The organism is Oleiharenicola lentus (assembly GCF_004118375.1).
Taxonomy (GTDB): Bacteria; Verrucomicrobiota; Verrucomicrobiia; order Opitutales; family Opitutaceae; genus Lacunisphaera; species Lacunisphaera lenta.
The window spans coordinates 732,107-751,528 of the sequence record NZ_SDHX01000001.1; the positions used below are offsets into that span (position 1 = coordinate 732,107).

The 19,422-nt window shown below is 67.3% G+C and carries 17 protein-coding genes; 11 read left to right on the forward strand and 6 right to left on the reverse strand.

Annotation, left to right across the window (positions count from 1 at the left end; translation table 11 throughout):
* Window positions 1-24 precede the first annotated feature (24 nt).
* From bufB to ESB00_RS02990, 3 genes are all read left to right on the forward strand, one after another.
* The gene (gene bufB, locus ESB00_RS02980) at window positions 25-909 is read left to right on the forward strand and encodes an MNIO family bufferin maturase (protein WP_129046239.1); all 885 of its coding nucleotides are present in this window, start codon (window positions 25-27) and stop codon (window positions 907-909) included.
* 137 nt (window positions 910-1,046) lie between these two features.
* Entirely contained in the window at window positions 1,047-1,991 is a 945-nt protein-coding gene (locus ESB00_RS02985; RefSeq protein WP_129046240.1) for an HvfC/BufC N-terminal domain-containing protein, read from the forward strand.
* A 187-nt stretch (window positions 1,992-2,178) separates the two neighbouring features.
* The gene (locus ESB00_RS02990; RefSeq protein ID WP_129046241.1) at window positions 2,179-2,640 is read left to right on the forward strand and encodes a DoxX family protein; all 462 of its coding nucleotides are present in this window, start codon (window positions 2,179-2,181) and stop codon (window positions 2,638-2,640) included.
* Window positions 2,641-2,713: 73 nt separating this feature from the next.
* Here ESB00_RS02990 and ESB00_RS02995 read toward each other — a convergent pair whose 3' ends face one another.
* A complete protein-coding gene (locus ESB00_RS02995) occupies window positions 2,714-3,442 on the reverse strand; it encodes an RDD family protein (RefSeq protein ID WP_129046242.1) in 729 nt (242 codons plus the stop codon).
* A 122-nt stretch (window positions 3,443-3,564) separates the two neighbouring features.
* Window positions 3,565-4,644 (reverse strand): ribosome small subunit-dependent GTPase A, encoded by a 1,080-nt coding sequence (rsgA, locus tag ESB00_RS03000; protein WP_129046243.1) that lies wholly within the window; start codon window positions 4,642-4,644, stop codon window positions 3,565-3,567.
* Between the two features lie 137 nt (window positions 4,645-4,781).
* Here rsgA and ESB00_RS03005 point away from each other — a divergent pair, with 137 nt between their 5' ends.
* The 4 genes from ESB00_RS03005 to ESB00_RS03020 all read left to right on the forward strand — a co-directional run bounded on the left by ESB00_RS03005 (window position 4,782) and on the right by ESB00_RS03020 (window position 11,020).
* On the forward strand, window positions 4,782-5,588 hold the full coding sequence (locus ESB00_RS03005; protein WP_164975995.1) for an energy transducer TonB: 807 nt from the start codon (window positions 4,782-4,784) through the stop codon (window positions 5,586-5,588).
* Window positions 5,589-5,784: 196 nt separating this feature from the next.
* Entirely contained in the window at window positions 5,785-8,568 is a 2,784-nt protein-coding gene (locus ESB00_RS03010) for a PAS domain S-box protein (protein ID WP_129046245.1), read from the forward strand.
* A complete protein-coding gene (locus ESB00_RS03015) occupies window positions 8,565-8,942 on the forward strand; it encodes a response regulator (protein ID WP_129046246.1) in 378 nt (125 codons plus the stop codon). Before ESB00_RS03010 ends, ESB00_RS03015 begins: the two co-directional genes overlap by 4 nt.
* Window positions 8,939-11,020: an ATP-binding response regulator gene (locus tag ESB00_RS03020; protein ID WP_129046247.1), complete on the forward strand. Its 2,082-nt coding sequence runs from the start codon at window positions 8,939-8,941 to the stop codon at window positions 11,018-11,020. The genes ESB00_RS03015 and ESB00_RS03020 overlap by 4 nt, the downstream gene beginning before the upstream one ends.
* On the opposite strand, the gene ESB00_RS03025 is transcribed toward ESB00_RS03020, so the two are convergent.
* Together ESB00_RS03025 and ESB00_RS03030 are read right to left on the reverse strand one after the other, a co-directional pair.
* Window positions 11,011-11,310, reverse strand: a complete 300-nt coding sequence (locus tag ESB00_RS03025; protein WP_129046248.1) for a YhbY family RNA-binding protein — start codon at window positions 11,308-11,310, stop codon at window positions 11,011-11,013. The two genes, ESB00_RS03020 and ESB00_RS03025, sit on opposite strands and share 10 nt — an antisense overlap.
* A complete protein-coding gene (locus ESB00_RS03030) occupies window positions 11,307-12,002 on the reverse strand; it encodes a pseudouridine synthase (protein WP_129046249.1) in 696 nt (231 codons plus the stop codon). Before ESB00_RS03030 ends, ESB00_RS03025 begins: the two co-directional genes overlap by 4 nt.
* A gap of 103 nt (window positions 12,003-12,105) precedes the next feature.
* On the opposite strand from ESB00_RS03030, the gene ESB00_RS03035 reads away from it, so the two are divergent.
* A complete protein-coding gene (locus tag ESB00_RS03035; RefSeq protein WP_129046250.1) occupies window positions 12,106-13,206 on the forward strand; it encodes an alpha/beta hydrolase in 1,101 nt (366 codons plus the stop codon).
* 14 nt (window positions 13,207-13,220) lie between these two features.
* Here the strand turns inward: ESB00_RS03035 and ESB00_RS03040 are convergent, their stop codons facing one another.
* The gene (locus ESB00_RS03040) at window positions 13,221-14,249 is read right to left on the reverse strand and encodes an SMP-30/gluconolactonase/LRE family protein (protein WP_129046251.1); all 1,029 of its coding nucleotides are present in this window, start codon (window positions 14,247-14,249) and stop codon (window positions 13,221-13,223) included.
* Between the two features lie 150 nt (window positions 14,250-14,399).
* Between ESB00_RS03040 and ESB00_RS03045 the strand changes: the two genes are divergently transcribed.
* Window positions 14,400-14,912, forward strand: a complete 513-nt coding sequence (locus ESB00_RS03045; RefSeq protein ID WP_218938671.1) for an RNA polymerase sigma factor — start codon at window positions 14,400-14,402, stop codon at window positions 14,910-14,912.
* Complete coding sequence (locus ESB00_RS03050; RefSeq protein WP_129046253.1) at window positions 14,899-15,519, forward strand: hypothetical protein; 621 nt, start codon at window positions 14,899-14,901, stop codon at window positions 15,517-15,519. Before ESB00_RS03045 ends, ESB00_RS03050 begins: the two co-directional genes overlap by 14 nt.
* A gap of 4 nt (window positions 15,520-15,523) precedes the next feature.
* Here ESB00_RS03050 and ESB00_RS03055 read toward each other — a convergent pair whose 3' ends face one another.
* Entirely contained in the window at window positions 15,524-17,569 is a 2,046-nt protein-coding gene (locus tag ESB00_RS03055) for a TonB-dependent receptor (RefSeq protein WP_164975996.1), read from the reverse strand.
* Window positions 17,570-17,736: 167 nt separating this feature from the next.
* Here ESB00_RS03055 and ESB00_RS03060 point away from each other — a divergent pair, with 167 nt between their 5' ends.
* Entirely contained in the window at window positions 17,737-19,386 is a 1,650-nt protein-coding gene (locus ESB00_RS03060; protein WP_129046255.1) for a hypothetical protein, read from the forward strand.
* The last annotated feature ends 36 nt before the right edge of the window (window positions 19,387-19,422 follow it).

Consider the following 19,422-nt stretch of genomic DNA (forward strand, 5'->3'; position numbering starts at 1 on the left):
CCAAGCTGAACCCGCTCTCCGCCCATGCCCGCCAATCCTCACAACGGTTACACCGACTACGGCATCGGCCTGGGCCTGCGCGTGCCGCACTACGACCACATCCTGGCGGAGAAGCCGACGGTGGACTGGTTCGAGATCATCTCGGAGACCTTCATGGTGGACGGCGGTCGTCCGCTGGAGGTGCTCGATCGCATCCTCGCGCAATACCGCGTCGTCCAGCACGGCGTGTCGCTCTACTTCGGCTCGGCCGACGATCCCGACCGTGCGCACCTGAAGAAGCTCAAGGCGCTCACGAAGCGCACGAGGACACCCTGGCTCTCCGACCATCTTTGCTGGGGCAGCGTGGACGGCACCTATTCGCACGACCTGCTGCCGATGCCCTACACCTTTGCCGCCGCGAAGCGCACGGCGGAGAAAATCCGCATGGTGCGCGACTACCTCGAGCTGCCCATTGCGGTCGAGAACGTCAGCTCCTACACCGAGTTCCATGTCTCGGAGATGACAGAGTGGGAATTTCTCACCGAGGTCGTCGAGCTGGCCGACTGCGGAATCCTGCTCGACGTGAACAACATCTACGTCTCCTCGAAGAACCACAGCTTCGATCCCTACGACTACGTGAACAACGTGCCGCATCACCGCGTCGCGCAGATGCACATCGCCGGGCACACGAAGTTCGAGAAATACATCCTCGATACGCATGACCATCCTGTGCTCGACCCGGTGTGGAAACTCTATGCCCACGCCACGAAGCTCTGCGGCGTGACCGCCACGCTGCTGGAGTGGGACGACAAGATTCCGTCCTTCCAGGAAGTCCACGACGAGGCCCTCAAGGCCAACCAATTCATCGCCGAGGCGCGCGCGGCAAAGATCCCGGCACCGCAGAGGGTGAGCCGAGCGAAGGCGAAGTGAGATGTCCGACTATTGTCATGACCTCCCGGACTGTCTTCCTGCGCGTAGCGAAGGATCCAAGGAAATATGCGGCGATGACATGGTTGCCGGGCGTCCGCTTGGAATCTTCGCTGCGCTCAGAATGACGGATTTTGCTTATGGCTTCTAAATCGAAAGCGGCGAAGCCCAAGGTCGCGACCGCCCCCGCGCGCATTGATTCCACGCGGGACCTCGCCGCGCTCCAGCGCGCGATGTGGGGATTGGTGTCGCAGCCGCTCACGGCGGACAACCGCATGAAACCGCGCACGCGCGACGGCCGCTCCACCGCCGCGGCCGCGGCGGAGATCGCGAAGCCCAACGACCGGCTCACCTCCTTCGAGCGCCTCGAGATCTACAACCGCATGTATTGGTTCCGCGTGCTCGACAGCCTCTACGAGGACTGTCCGGGCCTGCGCGCGGTGCTCGGTGACGCGAAGTTCATGCGGATGGCCGAGGCCTACCTGCAGAAATACCCGTCGCGTTCCTTCACGTTGCGCAACCTGCCGTCACGCCTGGAGAAATTTCTGCGCGAGGAGCCGAAGTGGTCCAAGCCGCACACCGCACTTTGCCTCGACCTCGCGCGTTTCGAGTGGGCGCAGGTCGAGGTCTACGACGGCGGCGCGCAACCGCTTTTCCGCGTCGAGGATCTCGCCGGCGTCAATCCGGCCCGCGTGCGGCTCGCGCTGCAGCCCTACCTCCAGCTCCTTCTGCTCGACCACCCGGTGGACGAGTTCCTGATCGCGATCAAGAAGCGCGAGGCCTTGTTGCGCGGCGACGCCAGCAACGCCCCGACCCGCGTGCGCACGGCCAAGGTCAGCCGGGTGCCGCTGCCGGAGCGCGAGAAGTGCGCCGTGGCCGTGCATCGCATGGACGGGCGGATCTACTTCAAGCGCCTCGAGCCCGCGGCGTGCAAAGTGTTGCTCGCGATCCGCGCGGGCCAGCCACTCGGCCAGGCGCTGGCCGCCGGGCTGCCCCGTGCAAAGCCGGCGCAGGCCGATTGGGCCGGAAAAGTACAGGTCTGGTTCAGCACCTGGATGCAGCTGGGGTGGTTCTGCCGAAGATAGGGCGATTTTTCGGCGAGCACGAAACTGTCATCCTGAGCGCAGCGAAGGATCCAGTTGCACGCCCGCCGGCGCGCATCGATCTGGATCTGAGCCCTGTCGCCTTCGGCTCGGTAACTTCGCTGCGCTCAGAATGACAGGTAACGGAGATGGGATGGGAATATTCCGCCAACTGGTCTCTCCCACGCCCATGCAACTCCGCCCCCTGCTCGCCAAGTTTGATGCGGTCGCCGCTTTCCTGCAGTCTCCGCTGCTGTTGGTCATCCGCCTCTTCTGGGGCTGGCAGTTTGCCCAAACCGGCTGGGGCAAGCTCATGAACCTCGACCGCACCGCCGGCTTCTTCGCCTCGCTCGACATTCCGTTGCCCAAGCTGAACGCGATCTTGGCCGGTGGCACGGAATGCGTCGGCGGGATATTGCTCGCGCTCGGTTTGTTCGCGCGGCCGGCGTCGGTGCCGCTGGTTTTCACCATGCTTGTCGCCTACGGGACGGCGGATCGCGACGCGCTGAGCGCGATTGTGAGCGATCCCGATCAGTTTACCGGTGCCGCGCCCTTTCTGTTCCTGCTCGCGTCGCTCCTCGTGCTGGCCTTCGGACCGGGCAAACTTTCGCTCGATGCACTGCTGGGCAAAGCGGGCGGCTCCGCGAAATGAGTTTTCCGCTTGGGATGGAGCAACAAGGGTCGCCGCTTGCGGCGACCCTCCAGGAGAGAGCCAAGGCCTGCGCTCAGGCTTTAACCACCTTGGTGCCGGCGATGAGGTCGTGCAGGCAACGGCGCTCCTGCGAGAAGATGAAACAGGCGTCGGTGATGTAGAAGGCGAAACCGATCCACGGGACCATCTGGATGATGCCCGGCACCAGGTTGCGCAGCAGCCAGCCATGCACGAAACCGGCCGGGCTGCCTTCCGGATAACGCACGACGCGGATGCCGAGCATGCGCTTGCCGATGGTCTGGCCGCGGGTGCTCAGCATGACGATCTGGACAATCAGGAGCGTGAGGCCGCCGAGGGCCAGCACGGCGAATCCGGTCAGCAGGGTGCCGGCCTGGAGGACGCTGAAGTCGGGCTCCTGGCCCCGCATGGCGGACAGGAAAACGCTGAAGAACGCCGGTCCGAGAATCAGGAAGCCGGGCACGGTCACCAGCACGCTCAGGAGGTAGTCGATCAGAAAGGCGCCGAGGCGCGTGCCGCGCTCCGCCAGCTCCGGTTCATCGGACCCGGCGGCAACCGGGGCGGGCACCACGGGGGCGGCAGGATCGGATGACCCCATCGGCAGCGGAGGCGGGGTGGCAGCGGGATTAAACTCAATGTAGTCGCCGAGCGTCTTCCAGTCGGTCTCGCCGGCGCGGCGGGCCTGCGTTTGCAGGTTGGCGCGGCCGCCGGCGATCCATTCCGCGATCTTGGTGGCCGTGACCGGCCCGTATTCCTTTCCGTCGGCTCCGAGGATGGTGAACATGAAGGGCAATATGCGACCGCCGGTGTCCGGGTCAATGGCGGCATGGAGGCGGGGTGCCCTCACCCCCGGGAATCGAGCTTCGCGGGGTGGGGCACCCCGCCTCCCGAAACTCAAACTACCGGTTACTCTTCGCCCGACTTTTCGTGCACGCGTTGGCGGAGCTGCTTGGTGATCTTCTTGATGTCCTTCTTTTGCAGCTGGCGGGCCTCGGGATTCACGCGGCGAACCTCGTAGGCGGCGGCGCGCTGCAGGCGCTGCCAGGCGCTCCAGCGGGCCGGGTCAAGCGAGCCGTCGGCCAGGGCGGCTTGCACGGCGCAGCCGGGCTCGACGCCATGCGCACAGTCGCGGAATTTGCAGCGGGCGGTGACGGCGGTCACGTCACCGAAAGCGGCGTCGATGCCCGCGCTCGCATCCCAGGGCTGCAGTTCGCGCATGCCGGGCGTGTCGATCACGATGACGCCGGACGGCGTCACGATCAGCTCGCGCTGCGTCGTGGTGTGGCGGCCCTTGTTGTCGGCCTCGCGCACTTCCTGGGTGTCCTGCAGGCGTTCGCCGACGAGCCGGTTGATGAGGGTGGATTTGCCGACGCCGGACGACCCGAGCAGCGCGACGGTGCGGCCGGGCACGAGGTAAGGCGCGAGGGCCTTGAGGCCGCGGCGAGTCTGCGCGCTGACCACATGCACGGGCACGCCGCGACCGGTGATGCCGAGTTCCGCGATGAGGGCTTGGGTGTCGTCGTTGAGGTCGGCCTTGTTGAGCAGCACGACGGGTTCCGCACCGCTGGCCCAGGCGGCGGCGAGGTAGCGCTCCATGCGGTGGAGGTTGTAGTTGCCGTCGAGGCCGGCGACGAGGAACACGGTATCCACGTTGGCGGCCACGACCTGCTCAACCGAGTGTTCACCGGCGGCCTTGCGGGAAAACTTCGTGCGCCGCGGCAGCACGGCGTGGATGATGGCGCGGGTGTCGTCGCCCGGCTGCGGGGCGACCGCGACCCAATCGCCGATGGCCGGGTAGTCCGCGGCGGAGCGGTGGTCGCGGGCGAATTTGCCCGAGCACTCGCCGAGGCGCGCGCCCTCCGCCCCGGTCACTTCGAAAAAACCCTTGAGCTCGAGTGTGACGCGTGCGGGCACGCAGCCGGCGGCGGCGTGCGGGGCGAAGGCGGCGGCGAAGCGGTCGTTCCAGCCGAGTTGTTCGAGGGTCACAAGGGGCAGGCTGGCAGGGCCGGCCGGGTCGGGGCAACGCTGACTTTACGGCCCCGCCCGGCTCAAGCCGCAAGGTGTGCGGCACTTACCGCAACGGATGCGAAGGCAAAATTGACGTGGTGCCGTATGTTATGGGCATGCCCAAGATGTCCCACGCCATTGAGGGCTGGCCGCATCAACCCCAGCCCGCCCACCCCATCGAATACCTCGCCGGTCGCCGTCGTGCGATCGCCGACCAACCCGGCCTGTGGAAATATCAGACCCTCGACCGCTCCCGATGGGTGGTCGCCGGTGCCGTCGGCCTGTCGATCGGGCTGCACCTGATCGCCCTGCTCGGGTTCAACCACCGGCCGCCGCCCCGCAAGGCCGCCGTGGTGGACGACGGGCCGCTCATCCAGATGGTCATGCCGGACCTGAAGGACGACGAGGAGGAGCCCATCGAGTCGCTCGATGACGGTGAGGCCAGCGAGGCCCCGGCCATTGCCGTGCCGATGCTGGCGGATGTGCCGACCATCGTGCCGGTCAACGCCTTCGTGCAGCCCCTCGATTTCACGCCGGCGATCAACGTCGATCCCAACGCCGTCCGCATGTCGGCCATCCCCGTGAACATCGCGCGCGGCAGCGCCTCGGCCGAGAAGCTCGGCAAGATCTTCGACGTCTCCCAACTCGACCGCCAGCCGCAGGCCCTCTTCCAGCCCGCCCCGCAGTTTCCCGCGGAGCTGCGCAGCACCTATGTCGAGGCCGATGTCACGCTTGAGTTCATCATCAACACGAAGGGTGAGGTGCTCATGCCCCGCGCCATCACCAGCCCGGCCCGGCGTTTCGAAGAAGCGGCGATCACCGGCGTGCTGAAGTGGAAGTTCAAGCCCGGCCAACGCGGCGGACGCCCCGTCAACACCCGGACGCAGATCACCATCAAGTTCCGGGTGACGGAAGGCGAATAGCGGCGCGTTTCAAAAGCGCCTTGCCGAATCGCGCGCGGTGGCCAGATTTTGGCCTGCCATCGCGCGGCTGCGGATCTCCGGTCCCGGGCCAGCCGTGTGACTGGCTTTGCCGAAGAATCCTTCCTGCCGGTATGAGCCAACAACCACTCTCCCGCGGAAGCACCGGCCGGGACTTCACCATACACCCGGGGGTGCTGTGAATCCTGAACCGCAGAGCAGGGCCGTCACCGCCGGGCTCGGTTCCAAGCTGCTTGGTTTGGGCGCCAGCGGCCTGAGATCGCGGGCCTGGTGGATCGCCCTGGGGTATGCGGTGTTCGCCACACTCTGGATATATTTTTCCGACCAGGCTCTCGCACTGCTGGTGCCCGATGCCGACCAACGGATGCGGTGGAGCGTTTACAAGGGCTCCGCCTTTGTCGTCGTCACCACCATCCTGCTGATGCTGTTCATCCGGCAGGCTTTCGGCGCGATCGAGTCCGGCTACGCGCTGCTGCGGGAGCAGGCCGCGCGGCGGCGGGCCGGCGAGGAGCATCTGGCGGCGATTATCGGTGCGGCGATGGACGCCATCATCACGGTGGACGCCGGCGGCAAGGTGGTGCTGTTCAACACGGCCGCGGGGCGGCTGTTCGGCTGCGCCGAGTCCGCGGTGCTGGGGCGTCCGCTGAGTGAGATTCTCCCGGCGGGACTGGACGGACCAGCCGGCCGCAACCTGCGGTGCGAGGGCCGGCGGGCCGATGGCAGCCGTTTTCCAGTCGAGGCCACGGTCTCGGCCGAGCACGGTGGCAGTCGCGAGCGCACGATCATCCTGCGCGACATCAGCCAGCGCGAGGCCCACGAACACGAGATCGAGCGGCTGCGCCGGCTCTATGCCGCGCTGAGCCACATCAACCAGGCGATCGTGTGGTCGGGCGCCCGCGACGCACTCTTCCAGAAAGTCTGCGACGCCCTGGTCCGGCAGGGCGGATTCCTCCTGGCCTGGACCGGCTGGCACAACGCCGACACGGCTCGGCTCGACCCGATCGGCGTGGCCGGGGATGAGCTGGGATTTCTGCGGGAAATCCTGGTGTCGGTGCGCGAGGATCTGCCCGAGGGCCACGGCCCCGCCGGCACGGCGTTCCGCGGGGGCCGCCCCTGCATCTGCAACGACCTTGAGGCCGATCCCGCGGTCGCCCACCTGCGCGGCGCCATCGAGCGTTACAGCCTCCGGGCCGGGGCCTCGTTTCCGATCCGCGAGCGCAACCAGGTGGTGGCGGTGCTCACCGTCTATGCGGATGAGCCGGGCTTTTTTCAGGACAAGGAAATCGCCCTGCTGGCCGAGAGCGCGGCCGATCTCTCCTTCGCGCTGGACAATCTGCGGCGCGAGGAAGAGCGCCGCCACGCGGAGCAGACGCTGCGTATGGAGCGGCTGTTCTCGGACACCATGATCGACAGCATGCCCGGGGTCGTTTATTTCTACGACACGCAGGGTCGTTTCCTGCGGTGGAACCGGAACTTCGAGCGGGTCTCCGGCTACTCCGGCCGGGAAATCGCGGGTATGCATCCGCTCGATTTTTTCAGTCCGGAGGAGCGGGGGCTGCTTGAGACGCGCATCGGCGAGGTGTTCGCCCGGGGGGAGGCCTCGGTCGAGGCATCCTTTGTCTCCAAGGACGGCACGGCCACGCCGTATTTCTTCACCGGCCGTCGCGTTGAGTTCGAGGGCCAGACCTGTTTGGTGGGCGTGGGCATAGACATCGCCGAGCAGCGGCGCGCCGAGGCCGAGCTGCGGGAAATGCAGGAGCGCTTCTCGGCCGTCGTCGAAAACATGGCGGAGGGCCTGGTGATCGCGGCGAGCGACGGCAGCCTGCTGCACTGGAATCCGGCGGCGCTCCGCATCCTGGGCTTCGCGGATCCCGCCGTCGGCCGCCTGCGGGCGCAGGATTTTCCGGAACTTTTCGAGCTGGTCACCCCGGAGGGGCAGGTGCTCGCGCCGGAGCAGTGGCCGCTCGCCCGGGCGCGGCGCGGGGAGCAGTTTGTGAACCGCGAACTGCGCGTGCGGCGCCGTGACACCGATTGGGAACGGATCCTGAGCTACACCGGCGCCCCGGTGCGCTACGCCGGCGGCAAGGCCCTGGCCTTCGTGATGCTCACGGATGTCACGGAGCGCAATAAGTCGGAGCAGCTCCTGCGCGACGCCAAGGACATCCTGCAGCACGAGGTGGCCGAGCGCACGGAGGAGCTCCGCTCCGCCCTCGTCCGCGCCGAGGCGGCCGACCGCATCAAGTCCGCCTTTCTGGCCACGATGTCGCACGAGCTGCGCACGCCGCTCAATTCCATCATCGGCTTCACGGGCATCGTGCTCCAGGGCCTGGCCGGCCCGCTCACGCCGGAGCAGACCAAGCAGCTCGGCATGGTCCGCGGCAGCGCCCGGCACCTGCTGGAACTCATCAACGACGTGCTCGACATCTCCAAGATCGAAGCCGGCCAGCTGGAGGTGCGCTTTGCGCCGGTCCCGCTGCCCGAACTCCTCGAGCGCGCCGTGGCATCGGTGCGCCCGCTGGCGGAAAGGAAGGCGCTCGCGCTCACCCTGGAAATGCCGCCCGCGCTCGGCGAAATCGTCAGCGACCGGCGGCGGCTTGAACAGATCATGCTCAACCTGCTGAACAACGCCCTCAAGTTCACCGACCGGGGCGGCGTTACACTCCGGGTCACGCTGACCGGCGATTACCGCCCCGAGGCCGGCGGCCCGGCGGTGCCGGCCGTGCGCCTTGAGGTCGCCGACACCGGCATCGGCATCCGCCCGGCCGACCTGGCCACGCTGTTCCAACCCTTCCGCCAGATCGACACCGGGTTGTCCCGCCTGCACGATGGCACGGGCTTGGGACTCGCCATCTGCCGCCGTCTGGCCACGCTGCTCGGTGGCGAGATCAACGCCGCGAGCGAGTGGGGCCGCGGCAGCCAGTTCACCGTCATTCTTCCGCTACAACCTCCGGTCCACCCATGAGCTCAGTCGTCCTGCTGATCGAAGACAACGAACAGAACCGCTACCTCGCGACCTTCCTGCTCGAGAAGCACGGTCATCGCGTCGTGCCCGCGATGGACGGACCGGCCGGGGTTGAACTTGCGCGCACGCTGGCCCCGGACCTCATCCTGCTCGACATCCAACTGCCCGGGATGGATGGTTACGCCGTGGCCCGTGCTTTGCGCGCCCTGCCGGGCCAGCAGGGCACGCCGATCGTCGCGGTCACGTCCTACGCCATGGTGGGGGATCGGGAGAAGTGCCTCGAGGCCGGCTGCAACGGCTACATCGAGAAACCCATCAATCCCGACACCTTCGCCGACGAAATCGCCCGTTTTCTGCCCCCTGCCGCCCCATGACCCGCGCCCTCATCGTCGATGACAAGGAGGAAAACCTCTACTATCTCCAGGCCCTGCTTGGCAGCAGCGGGTTCGCCGTCGAGACCGCCCGCCACGGGGCCGAGGCGCTGGTGAAAGCCCGCCTGGCGCCGCCCGACATCGTGGTCTCCGACCTGCTCATGCCGGTGATGGACGGTTACACGCTGCTGCGCCACTGGAAGGCCGATCCGCGGCTCAGCCGCGTGCCGTTCATCGTCTACACCGCCACGTACACGGAGGCCGAGGATGAACGCCTCGCCCTCGATCTCGGGGCCGACGCCTTCATCCTGAAACCGGCCGAGCCCGAGATGTTTCTCGCGCGCCTGCGCGAGGTGCGGTCCGGCAACACCGCGGCGGTCCCGGTCCGGCCCCGCATGCCGAGCGGCGACGAGAAGGAACTGCTCAAGGTCTACAGCGAGACCCTCATCCGCAAACTGGAGGAAAAGACCCTCCAGCTGGAGCACGCCAACCAGACGCTCCAGGAGGACATCGCGCGCCGCACGCTCATCGAGGAACAGCTGCGCGAGAGCGAGGAGCGCTTGCGCGCGACCTTCGAGCAGGCCGCCGTCGGCATTGCGCATGTCGCCCCGGACGGCCGATTCCTCCGGGTGAACGACAAGCTTTGCGAGATCACCGGATATACGCGCGAGGAGCTCACGGCGTTGACCTTCCACCAGCTCACCCTCGTGGAGGACCGGGCGGACGGCGACAGCGCGCGCCTCGCCATGCTCGCGCGCCAGCAAACGAATTTCACCTCGGAAAAGCGCTACCGTCGGAAGAACGGCGACATCTTCTGGGGCAATCTCGTCACCACGCTGCTGCGCGACGCCGCGGGCGAGCCCAAGTATTTCATCTCCGTCATCGCCGACATCACCGAGCGCAAGAAGCTGGAGGAGCAGTTCCTCCGCGCGCAGCGCCTCGAGAGCATCGGCACGCTGGCCGGCGGCATCGCGCACGATCTGAACAACCTGCTCACCCCGGTGCTCATGGGCGTAGGCCTGCTGAAACTCTCCGCGGTGGACGAGGGCACGGGCCGCGTGCTCGACACCATCGAGCGCAGTGCCCGCCGCGGCACGGAGCTGCTCAAGCAGGTGCTGTCCTTCGCCCGCGGCGTCGCCGGTGAGCGCGTGCCGATCAATCCCGCGCTGGTGATCCGCGAGATCGAGGCGATTGTCCGCAACACCTTCCCGCGCAACCTCACCTTTGAGATCCGCATCGGCAAGGACCTCTGGACCGTCACCGGCGATCCGACCCAGCTCAACCAGGTGTTGCTCAACCTCAGCGTGAACGCACGCGACGCCATGCCGGACGGCGGTCTGCTGGCCATCAACGCCCGGAACACCGAGGTGGATGCGCAGGCGGCCGCCCGGCAGCAGGCCGTGTCACCCGGCCGCTACGTGCTCATTGAGGTAAGCGATACGGGCTGCGGCATCAGTCGCGAGAACCTCAACCGCATCTTTGATCCCTTCTTCACCACCAAGGAGTCGGGCAAGGGCACCGGACTGGGGCTCTCAACCACCCTCGGAATCGTGCGCAGTCATGGCGGCTTTCTCTCCGTGCAGAGCGAGCCGGGGCAGGGCAGCACGTTCAGCATTTTCCTGCCCGCGCACAAGGAAGTCGGGCCCGTGGCGACGCCGGCGGAGCAGGTTCGCGAACTGCCGCGTGGGCGCGGGGAGACGATTCTCGTCGTGGACGACGAGGCCACCGTCATCGGCATCACCCGGCACACGCTGGAGACCTTCGGCTACCGGGTGCTGACCGCCAGTGATGGCGCGCAGGCCGTGGCGCAGTATGCCGCGCACCGCCAGGAAATTGCCGTGGTGCTCACCGACCTGATGATGCCGGTGATGGACGGCGTGGCCCTGGCCGCTGCCCTGAAACGAATCGATCCCGGGGTGCAGGTCATCGGCGCGAGCGGTTTGGAATCACCCAATGGCACCAGCCGGCCGCCGATTGCCGGCGTGGATCGGTATCTCTCCAAACCCTATGCGCCCGACGCGCTGCTGCGCGCGATCTCCAAGACGCTGGCCGGTCGGGTCCCGTCGAAGCCTCAGGCCTGATCCGGCGCAGCCGGCAGCGGGCGCCAGAAAAGCGCAGTATGGCCGACGGCGCCGACGCAGAGGCAGGATGCGGCGGCGGCGATCTGGTCGCACAGGTCCGCGCGTTCATGGCGGTCCTGGCCGCCGGTGAAGCGCAGCTTCACCAGGTCGTGCGTGACGAACTGGCGGTTGAGTTCCGCGAGAAAGGCCGGCGAAACGCCGTCCTTGCCGAGCCACGCGCCGTCGGGCAGCGTCTGGCCGCGGCCGCGGAGCTTGGTCTTTTCGGCACCGGTAAGAGTGGGAAGCGTCATGAAGCGAAGGTATCCAGCGGCAATTCGCGCCAGTGTCCAGCCGGCAGGTCACCCAGTTCGAGGTGGCCGAAGCGCGCGCGGTGGAGCGTCAGCACCTCGCAGCCCTGGCTCGCGAACATGCGGCGCACCTGGTGGTATTTGCCCTCGGTCAGCGTCAGCTCCGCTTCGCGCGGCCCGAGCGTGCGCAGCTCTGCGGGAGCGCAGGGCCCTTCCTCGCCCTTCAGCACCAACGTGCCGGCGGCAAAGAGTTCGGCGAGGCCGGCGGGCAAATTGGAGTCGAGGGTGGCGCGATAAACCTTGGGCACCTTGTGCTTGGGCGAGGTCAGGCGGTGGACGAGCTCGCTCTGGTCGGTGAGCAGGAGCAGGCCGCTGGTATCCTTGTCGAGGCGGCCAACGGAGGTGATGACCGGGTTGCGCTGCCGCCAGCGCGGCGGGAGCAGCGAATAGACATTCGGTCCCTCGCGCTCCTCGTGCGAGCAGACCAGGCCCACCGGCTTGTGGAGCAGGAGCAGCAGGCCGTCGGGATGGTCCGGCGGCTCGCCGTCGATGCGCACTTCGGCGGGGTTTGCCTTGGCCCCGAAGTCTTTCGTCACTTTGCCGCCCACCGTCACGCGGCCGCCGCGGATCCAGTCGCGGGCCTCGCTGCGGGTGCAGTAGCCGAGGTTGGCGAGGAGTTGGTCGAGGCGGCGCATGGGAAAGGGGCATTAGCCACGAAAAGGCGCGAAAAGCCACGAAAAGAATTTTTGTGCCCATCCGCGCCTCTTTGTGCCCAGCTCAGGCGTAGTGATTGAGTCCATGCGCTGGCTGCTCCTCTTCCTCTCGGCACTTGCCCTCCTCGCGGCGTCGCTCCCCTTCGTGCGTCTGCCCGACACGACCTTCTGGTGGAAGGTGGTGCTCGGCGTGACCGAGTTCGGCCACTGGCTGGTGCTGTTCCCGCTGGGACTGGCGGGCTTGGCGTGGTTTGCCAGCGAGGGCGCGGTGCGCGGGACGGTGCTCGCGCTCTGTGCGCTCAGCGTGGCCGGCGGATTGTGGCCGGCGTTCAGCGCGGCGCGTTTGACCGGGACGTTCTCCTGGAAGCGGCTCTGGTTCGCCTCTGCCGGGGAAAAAGTGCCGGTGCGAACGGAAGTCTATGCGCGCCCCGGCGGACAGGAGCTGACACTCGACTTCTATGCGCCGCCGTTCCGCAAGGACACGACCCGGCGGCCGGGCTGTCTCGTCGTGATCCACGGCGGCGGCTGGGACAGCGGGGACAATTCACAGCTGGTGGAATGGAATCATCGTTGGGCTGCGCACGGCTGGGCCGTGGCCGCGATCAACTACCGTCTGGCGCCGCAGCACCCGTGGCCGGCGCAGCGTGAGGACGTGCAGGCGGCAATCGCGTGGCTGAAAACGAACGCGGACCGGTTCGCCCTTGATCCATCCCGCCTGGTGGTTCTCGGACGTTCAGCCGGCGGCCAGATCGCCACCGCCGTGAGCTACGGGGCGCACGATCCGGCCATCCGCGGGGTCGTGGCGCTCTACGCGCCGCACGACATGAAGTTCGCCTGGGGTGTCTCGCGCGAGGATGACGCGCTGAATTCCGTGAGACTCATGCGCCAGTATCTCGGCGGACCGCCCGACACGCCGGAGCGCAACGCGCTCTATGAATCCGCGAGCGGGCAGTTGCTCGCCAGGAATGATTCGCCGCCGACCTTGCTGATCCACGGTTTTCCCGACCGGCTGGTCTGGTATCGCCACAGCCGGCGGCTGGCGGCGCGGTTGGCCGAACTCGGCGTGTCTTGCACGCACGTCGAGTTGCCGTGGGCGACGCACGCCTTCGACTACAACGCCGACGGGCCCGGCGGCCAGGTGGCGGACGCGGCGATCGCGGAGTTTCTGAATCGCGTGGGCCGCTGACCGCGACCGGAATATCAGCGTGCGGCGCCTTTCGTTTTCGTGCGCACGCGCAGGAGGGCCTCGTCGGCGGTCATGTAGAAAGTCTGGTGGTCGGCGTCGCCGAAGGCGCAGTTGGCGGTGGCGCGGCCGGTCAGGATCGAGCCGAGGTGCTTGCCCTCGGGGCTTATGATCAGCACGCCGCCGGGGCCGGTGGTCCAGAGGTTGCCGTGCACGTCCACCTTGAGGCCGTCGAAAGCGCCGCGGCGGCCCTGCTTCAGCAGTGCGCTACCGTCGAAGAAAATGTGGCTGGAGGCGACGCTGCCGTCCGCGTTGAGTGCGTAGGCCTTGATCCAGGGTTCCTTGCCCTCGCTGCTGGCGACATAGAGCGTCTTTTCATCGGGCGAGAGAGCGAGGCCGTTGGGCCGGTGCATGTCGCGGGCGATGACGGTGAGCTTGCCGTCGGCGCCGAGGCGGAAAACGCCCTGGAAGGGAATCTCCTGCTTCACGTCCGAAGGCATGCCGTAGGGCGGGTCAGTGAAGAAGAGATTGCCCGACTTGTCGAAGCACAGGTCGTTGGGGCTGTTGAAACGGCCACCCTCGAACTTATCCACCACGGTTTCGAAGCCTTTGCCATCGGCGGCGAGGCGCGCGACGCGTCGGTCGCCGTGTTGGCAGAGGGTGAGACGGCCCTGGGCGTCGAGTGTGAGGCCGTTGGAACCGCGTTCGCGGCCGTTGTATTGCGTGCCGGTGAAGCCGCTTGGCTCAAGATGGACGCTGATGCCCTCTCCGTCCTTCCAGCGATACACGCGGTTTTCCGGCACATCGCTGAAAAGGAGGGCGTTCAGGGCGGGCACCCAGATCGGGCCTTCGGACCAGTTGAAGCCGGAGCCGAGATTTTCGATAGTGGCGCCGGAATCGAGCAGGGCGTCGAGCGCCGGATCAAGCCGCTCGATCGTGGCCTTGGTGTCCTTGGGATAGGGCGCGGAGGAGGAAGTGATCGGGGCGGGGGCGGCGGTGAGCATGGCGAAGGAAAGCGCGGCGGGGGCGAGCAGGGGCAGTTTCATGGGGTGGAAAGTGGCGAAACGATGCATCCTTCCGGGAGTTGCGCAAGCCACCGGCCAGTCACTCCAATAGCGCAGCGGCTGGAAGCGAGGAGCCAACGCGTTTCCATTGTAAGGAATCGGTCCGGGCCGCATCTAACAGGGCAAATCAACGTGACCCCCGAGGAACAAAACACCCAGTTTTCCGCCTGGCTGGACCAACACGCCGCCGTGTTGCACCACGTGGCGAACGGTTTCGCCGAGGGGGCGGACCGTCACGATTTGATGCAGGAGCTCATGCTGGCGATGTGGCGGGCGATTCCCGCTTACCGGGCTGGGGCGCAGGCCTCGACCTTCATTTACCGCGTGGCCCACAACGCCGCGTTGAACTGGCGCCGCACGCAGAAAAACTACCGCGAGCGGATCGACCGCTTCGAAGCGCAGGCCGCGGCCGCGCCGACGGCCGACCGCCGGCGCGAGCACGAGGCGCTTGGGCACGTCTATGCCGCCATCCGCCGGCTGCCACCGCTGGACCGCTCGCTGATCCTGCTGCACCTCGACGGTCTGGACTATGCCCAGATCGCCGGGATTCACGGCCTGACCGAAACCAATGTCGGGGCGCGGCTGACGCGGCTCCGGCAGAAACTCACCACCGCCCTGGAGGACATTACCCATGAACTTCGCTGACATCGAAAAAACCTGGCGCTCGGCCGAGAACCGCCCGTCCGCCGCCCAACTGGAGAGACAAAAAATGGAACTCATCAATGAACTGCACCGTCGTCGCCGCGCCAGCCGCAGCCTGCTCGTGCGCACCGCGATCCCGCTCGGGCTGATCACGGCCCTTCTGCTCCTGCACCTCCTCTGGCCCGATAGCGCGAGCGACCGGCTGAATCTGACGCGGGAGTGGGCGATCCTGCCGTTCCTCCTTTTGCCCTGGGTCGGTTGGTTTCTGCTGTGGCGCCAGCACCGGCGGCATGCATCCGCGCATGCCGACCATGCGCGGTCAATCCAGGCCAGCACCGCCGCCTTGCTGGACGAAAACCTCCGGGAAGGATTCCGCGCGCTGGTGATCGTGGCCGCGCTCCTGCTCAGCCTGCCGCTGCTGGGCGGCGTGGTTTGGCAGCTGCGGGCCGTGGGCAAGATGGGCGATGAGGTCCTGATTCCCGCCTTCGTGCTCTACCCGGCCTACGTGGTGTTGATGGTGGCCTGGATCGGCTGGAAACACCTGCGCAAAACCACGCCGCGCCGGAAGGAATTGGAAGCCCTGCTTTCCGACTACAACCGTGTCGCCTGAGCGTTCACCAGGCGAACCGCAGGCCCCCCAGCACGAGGCGCGGGCTGCCGGTGTTGAAGAGACCGTCCGCGCTGCGGCCGGTCTCGATGCGCTCGTCGGTCAGGTTCTCGGCATTGAGATACAGTTCGAGCCGCTCGTTGAGGCGGTAGCTGACACCGAGATCCACGACGAGGGCGGCGCCTAGGCGCTGCAGGTTTTCGTCGTCCTCGAACTGCTGGCCGAGAAAACGCACGCGTGGCGTCAGCGTGAATGACTGCGCCGGTCGCCACGCGGCGCCAAAGGTCGCCACGTGACGCGGCACTTGCGCGAGGCGCTTGCCGACGAGGCCGGGCGCGACGGACGCCGCGCGGACTTTGGCGTCATTGTAGAGATAATCGGCGGTGAGCGAGAGTGTGGCGTGTGGCGTCCAACGCGCAGAAAGCTCCAGGCCTTGCACGCGGGTACGCTCGAGATTCAGACGCTGGCGGCCAAGGCCGTCGGCCGGCACGAAGCCGACGATCGGGAAGGAGCCGGGACCGCGAAACAGGGTCACGTTGCCGACCGCTTCGCGCAGGTCGTTCCAGAAGGCGGTGGCGCCGAGGCTCAGGGCGTCGCGGGTGTGTTCGATGCCGAACTCTGCGGTCGTGGCGCGCTCGGTCTCGAGCGCGGCGTTGGCCTCGGTGATGACGTTGCCCACGCGGAAGGGACGGTAGAGTTCGTTGAGGGTTGGACGGCGGAACGCCTGCTGCGCGGCGGCGCGCACGCGCCAGCCGGCGGCCGGTTGCCAGACGAGCCCGGCGCTGGGGGATAATTCCACGCCGTCACGGTCGGCGTAGCGGTCGTCGCGCAGCATGTTGCCCGTGGCACGCTCGGTTTCGCGGCGATGGCCGTCGGTCTCGCGCCACGCATCCAGCCGGCCGCCGAAGGTGGTGCGCAGCTCCGGAGCGAGAGCGCGTTCGTGCAGGAAGAACAGGCCGGCCATCTCCTGCGTGCCGCCGGCAACGCGCTCGCGGGTGAAGGCGCCGGCGCTGAAGGTGAAGTGTTCGCGGGTCTCGCCGCGCACGCGGCGCCAGTCGAAGCCGGCGCTGGTGCGGGCCTGGTCGCGTTTCCAGGTTCCGGTCCAGGCCGCGCCGAAGGCCTCGGCGGGCACCGCGAACTGGTCGCTGGCGGGCGTCTCGGCGGTGCGCGCGGCGTTGACCGAGCTGAAGGTGCTGGCGAACGACTGGTCCTGCGCGTAGGCGACCGCGTCCCACGCAAAGGTGCTGCCGGTTGCGCCGGCCAGCGCGACCGAGACGAAGTCCTCCTGCGAGGCGTTGCGCTGGTAGGGCGTGCCGTTGTTGCGGTTCTCGTCGTAGGTGCGCGCGGTGAGCGTGAACGCGGCGCCGCCCGCGATTTCCTGCCGCCAGCGTCCGCTGAGCCAGCGATGCTCGCTCGCGGCGGGGTGGTCAATGGGCCCGCGATCCTCGGGCGCGACAAGGGTGAAACCGTCGGAGGCAAAATCTCGGCCGAGCAGCTGCAGTGTGCCCGTGCCAAGGGGTTGGCTCACGGCGATTTCGGTGTTGTGGGTCGCAAAGGACCCATAGGCGGCGGCGAGGCGGCCGTGCGCGGCGCCTGGACTTTCGGTGAGCAGCTGCACGATGCCGCCGAGGGCGGCGTTGCCCCAGGCGGTGGCGCCGCCGCCGCGCACGACCTCGGCGGCGGCGAGGGATTCGCGCGGGACCTTGCTCCACGCCACCCAGCCGCCGAAGGGATCGTTGAGCGGCACGCCGTCGAGCAGCACGAGCGAGCGGCTGGCACCGCTCGGACCGAGGCCACGCAACGATACGCCCTGCGCGGTGGGATTGGCGGAGAGGCTGTCGCTGCGGCGGAAGAGGCTGAAGCCCGGCACGGAGCGCAGCGCGCCGTCGGCGGAGGAAGCGGGATTGGCACGGAACTGTTCACCGGAAAGTGCGGTGACGGAGAACGGCACCTGTTCCGGCGCTTCGGCCGTGCGCGACGCGCTGACGACCACGGTGGGCAGGGCGATGGTCTGGGCGTTAAGGCCGAGGCAGGCTGGCCATAGCAGGAACAAAAGACGCAAAAATACAGGGCGAGGGGCTGGCACGAGAAACCCAAACGGAAGCCTCCGGCGCGAAAACGGCAAGCGGGCTTATGCCGTTGAACGACCGGGGTCTGCGCGGGGATCGGGCCAAGATTAGGCTCGCGTCGGCCCCACGGTTGCGGGATGCATTCCGGCCTATGTCCAACTGGGAATACAAGGTCATCAGCAGCGGCAAGGGCGGCTTCGCGAGCCCGGCGCTGATGGAAAAGTTTTTGAACGATCTGGGGCAGGAAAACTGGGAGATCATCAGCTTCCACCAACCTGCCGACAACGCGCTGGCCTTCCATGGGCTGGCCCGCCGGTCCACGCAAAAGGACTGGACACTCGAAGACGCCGCGAAGGCGGCGGCCCGCGCCGAAGCCGACAAGCTGCGCGCGGAGTTCGAAGCCAAGTTCAAGGCCGGTTCCAGCCAGGGTGCTCCCGCGCCAGAAGAAGAAGCCGAGACGTTCCTGGCGGAGGAGAAATCCGCGGCCGACGGCGACCTGCGCCGCCTGCGCGACACCTCGCGCGACGACGACGAGGATGACGAGGAGAGCGGCAACGGCGCCCCGAAGGACGAGTGGGATAAACTCGCCGAGGAGGACGAGCTGCCGGCCTTCTTCGACGCGATCCGTCCGCACATGCGTCGCAACCAGCGCGGCCCGGGCATGAGCGTGGGTCTCGATCACCTCGCCAAGAAGTGGTCGCTCGACGAGTCCGACCTCAAGACCGCGCTCGTCGAGTGCGGCCTGCAGATTCCGGCCGACGAAAACGCCAAGCCCGTCTATGCCGAATACGAGGGCGAACTTTACTGGGTGAACATCAACCGCCGCGGCGAGATCTGGATCAACCTGCGCGACAAGCCGCAGCCGGTCTTCCGCGTCGTCCAGGCCAAGCGCGTGGAGAACACCGAGGAACCCGCCGCCACCAAACCGGCCGAGCACACCCCGGCCGTGTCCGCCGAAGCGAATGCGGCGTCCGACGAACAGGCGGCTTCGGGGCAGGAGGCCCCTGCCTCCCCGGAGAGCCAATCACGTGGCCCCAAGACCTTTCTCGACAAGGTGCGCAACCAGATGCGCCGCAATCGTCGCGGCCACGGCTGGTCAGGCAGCTTCCAGTATCTCATCAAGGCCTTCAAGACCGACGAGGCCGGCCTGCTCGCGCAGCTCGCCGAGTTCGGTGTGGTCCTCGGCGAAGCCGGCGCGCTGGTCGAGGCGCAGTCGGGCGACTTCACCTACTGGCTCAACAAAAACCAGCGCGGCGAGATCTGGGTCAACGCCGAGCTGACGCGCCGTCTGCGGGGTCAGAAGTCGGAGGAGGCGTCTTCGCCCGGTTCCGACGCCGCAAGCGGAAGCCAGAAATCAGAGGACAGTGGCCAGCAGTCAGAAACAGCGGTTGGGGCGGCGCCGGTTGTCGAGGCTCCTGCCGCCGTCGAAACGGGCTCAGCGAGTCCGGCCCCGGAAGCTGCACCTGCGCCTGCCTCGTCTTTGCCCGCCGAGAACACCCTGTCCGCCGTGCGGCTCCTGATGGAGCCGAAGAAGCGCGGCGAAGGCGTGACCGCGCTCGTGAGCGAGTTGGCCGCGAAGCTGGAGAAGACGTCCGAGGTCTTGCAGGCGGCGCTCGCCGCCGCCGGTCTCACGCCGCCCGATTCACCCAAGGGCAAACCGAGCTTCGCCGAGCACGGCGGAGAACTCTATTGGCTCAACATCAGCGCCAAGGGCGACCTCTGGCTCAACGCGAAGTCCGCCGCCTCCACGAAGAAGGCCAAGGGGAAGAAGTCGGAGGCGACTGAAGATTCCGCGGAGTGATTCTCCAAAAAAGGCACCCGCGAGCGGGTGCCTTTT

Excerpts from the sequence above, each read along its gene's own strand:
- ESB00_RS02995 (WP_129046242.1), bottom strand. The coding sequence starts at position 3,442 with ATGTTCACCATCCTCGGAGCCGACGGAAAGGAATACGGGCCGGTCACG.
- ESB00_RS03035 (WP_129046250.1), top strand. The coding sequence starts at position 12,106 with ATGCGCTGGCTGCTCCTCTTCCTCTCGGCACTTGCCCTCCTCGCGGCG.
- ESB00_RS03060 (WP_129046255.1), top strand. The coding sequence starts at position 17,737 with ATGTCCAACTGGGAATACAAGGTCATCAGCAGCGGCAAGGGCGGCTTC.
- ESB00_RS02985 (WP_129046240.1), top strand. The coding sequence starts at position 1,047 with ATGGCTTCTAAATCGAAAGCGGCGAAGCCCAAGGTCGCGACCGCCCCC.
- ESB00_RS03050 (WP_129046253.1), top strand. The coding sequence starts at position 14,899 with ATGAACTTCGCTGACATCGAAAAAACCTGGCGCTCGGCCGAGAACCGC.
- ESB00_RS03005 (WP_164975995.1), top strand. The coding sequence starts at position 4,782 with ATGCCCAAGATGTCCCACGCCATTGAGGGCTGGCCGCATCAACCCCAG.
- ESB00_RS03030 (WP_129046249.1), bottom strand. The coding sequence starts at position 12,002 with ATGCGCCGCCTCGACCAACTCCTCGCCAACCTCGGCTACTGCACCCGC.
- bufB (WP_129046239.1), top strand. The coding sequence starts at position 25 with ATGCCCGCCAATCCTCACAACGGTTACACCGACTACGGCATCGGCCTG.
- ESB00_RS03015 (WP_129046246.1), top strand. The coding sequence starts at position 8,565 with ATGAGCTCAGTCGTCCTGCTGATCGAAGACAACGAACAGAACCGCTAC.
- ESB00_RS03025 (WP_129046248.1), bottom strand. The coding sequence starts at position 11,310 with ATGACGCTTCCCACTCTTACCGGTGCCGAAAAGACCAAGCTCCGCGGC.
- ESB00_RS02990 (WP_129046241.1), top strand. The coding sequence starts at position 2,179 with ATGCAACTCCGCCCCCTGCTCGCCAAGTTTGATGCGGTCGCCGCTTTC.
- ESB00_RS03040 (WP_129046251.1), bottom strand. The coding sequence starts at position 14,249 with ATGAAACTGCCCCTGCTCGCCCCCGCCGCGCTTTCCTTCGCCATGCTC.
- ESB00_RS03020 (WP_129046247.1), top strand. The coding sequence starts at position 8,939 with ATGACCCGCGCCCTCATCGTCGATGACAAGGAGGAAAACCTCTACTAT.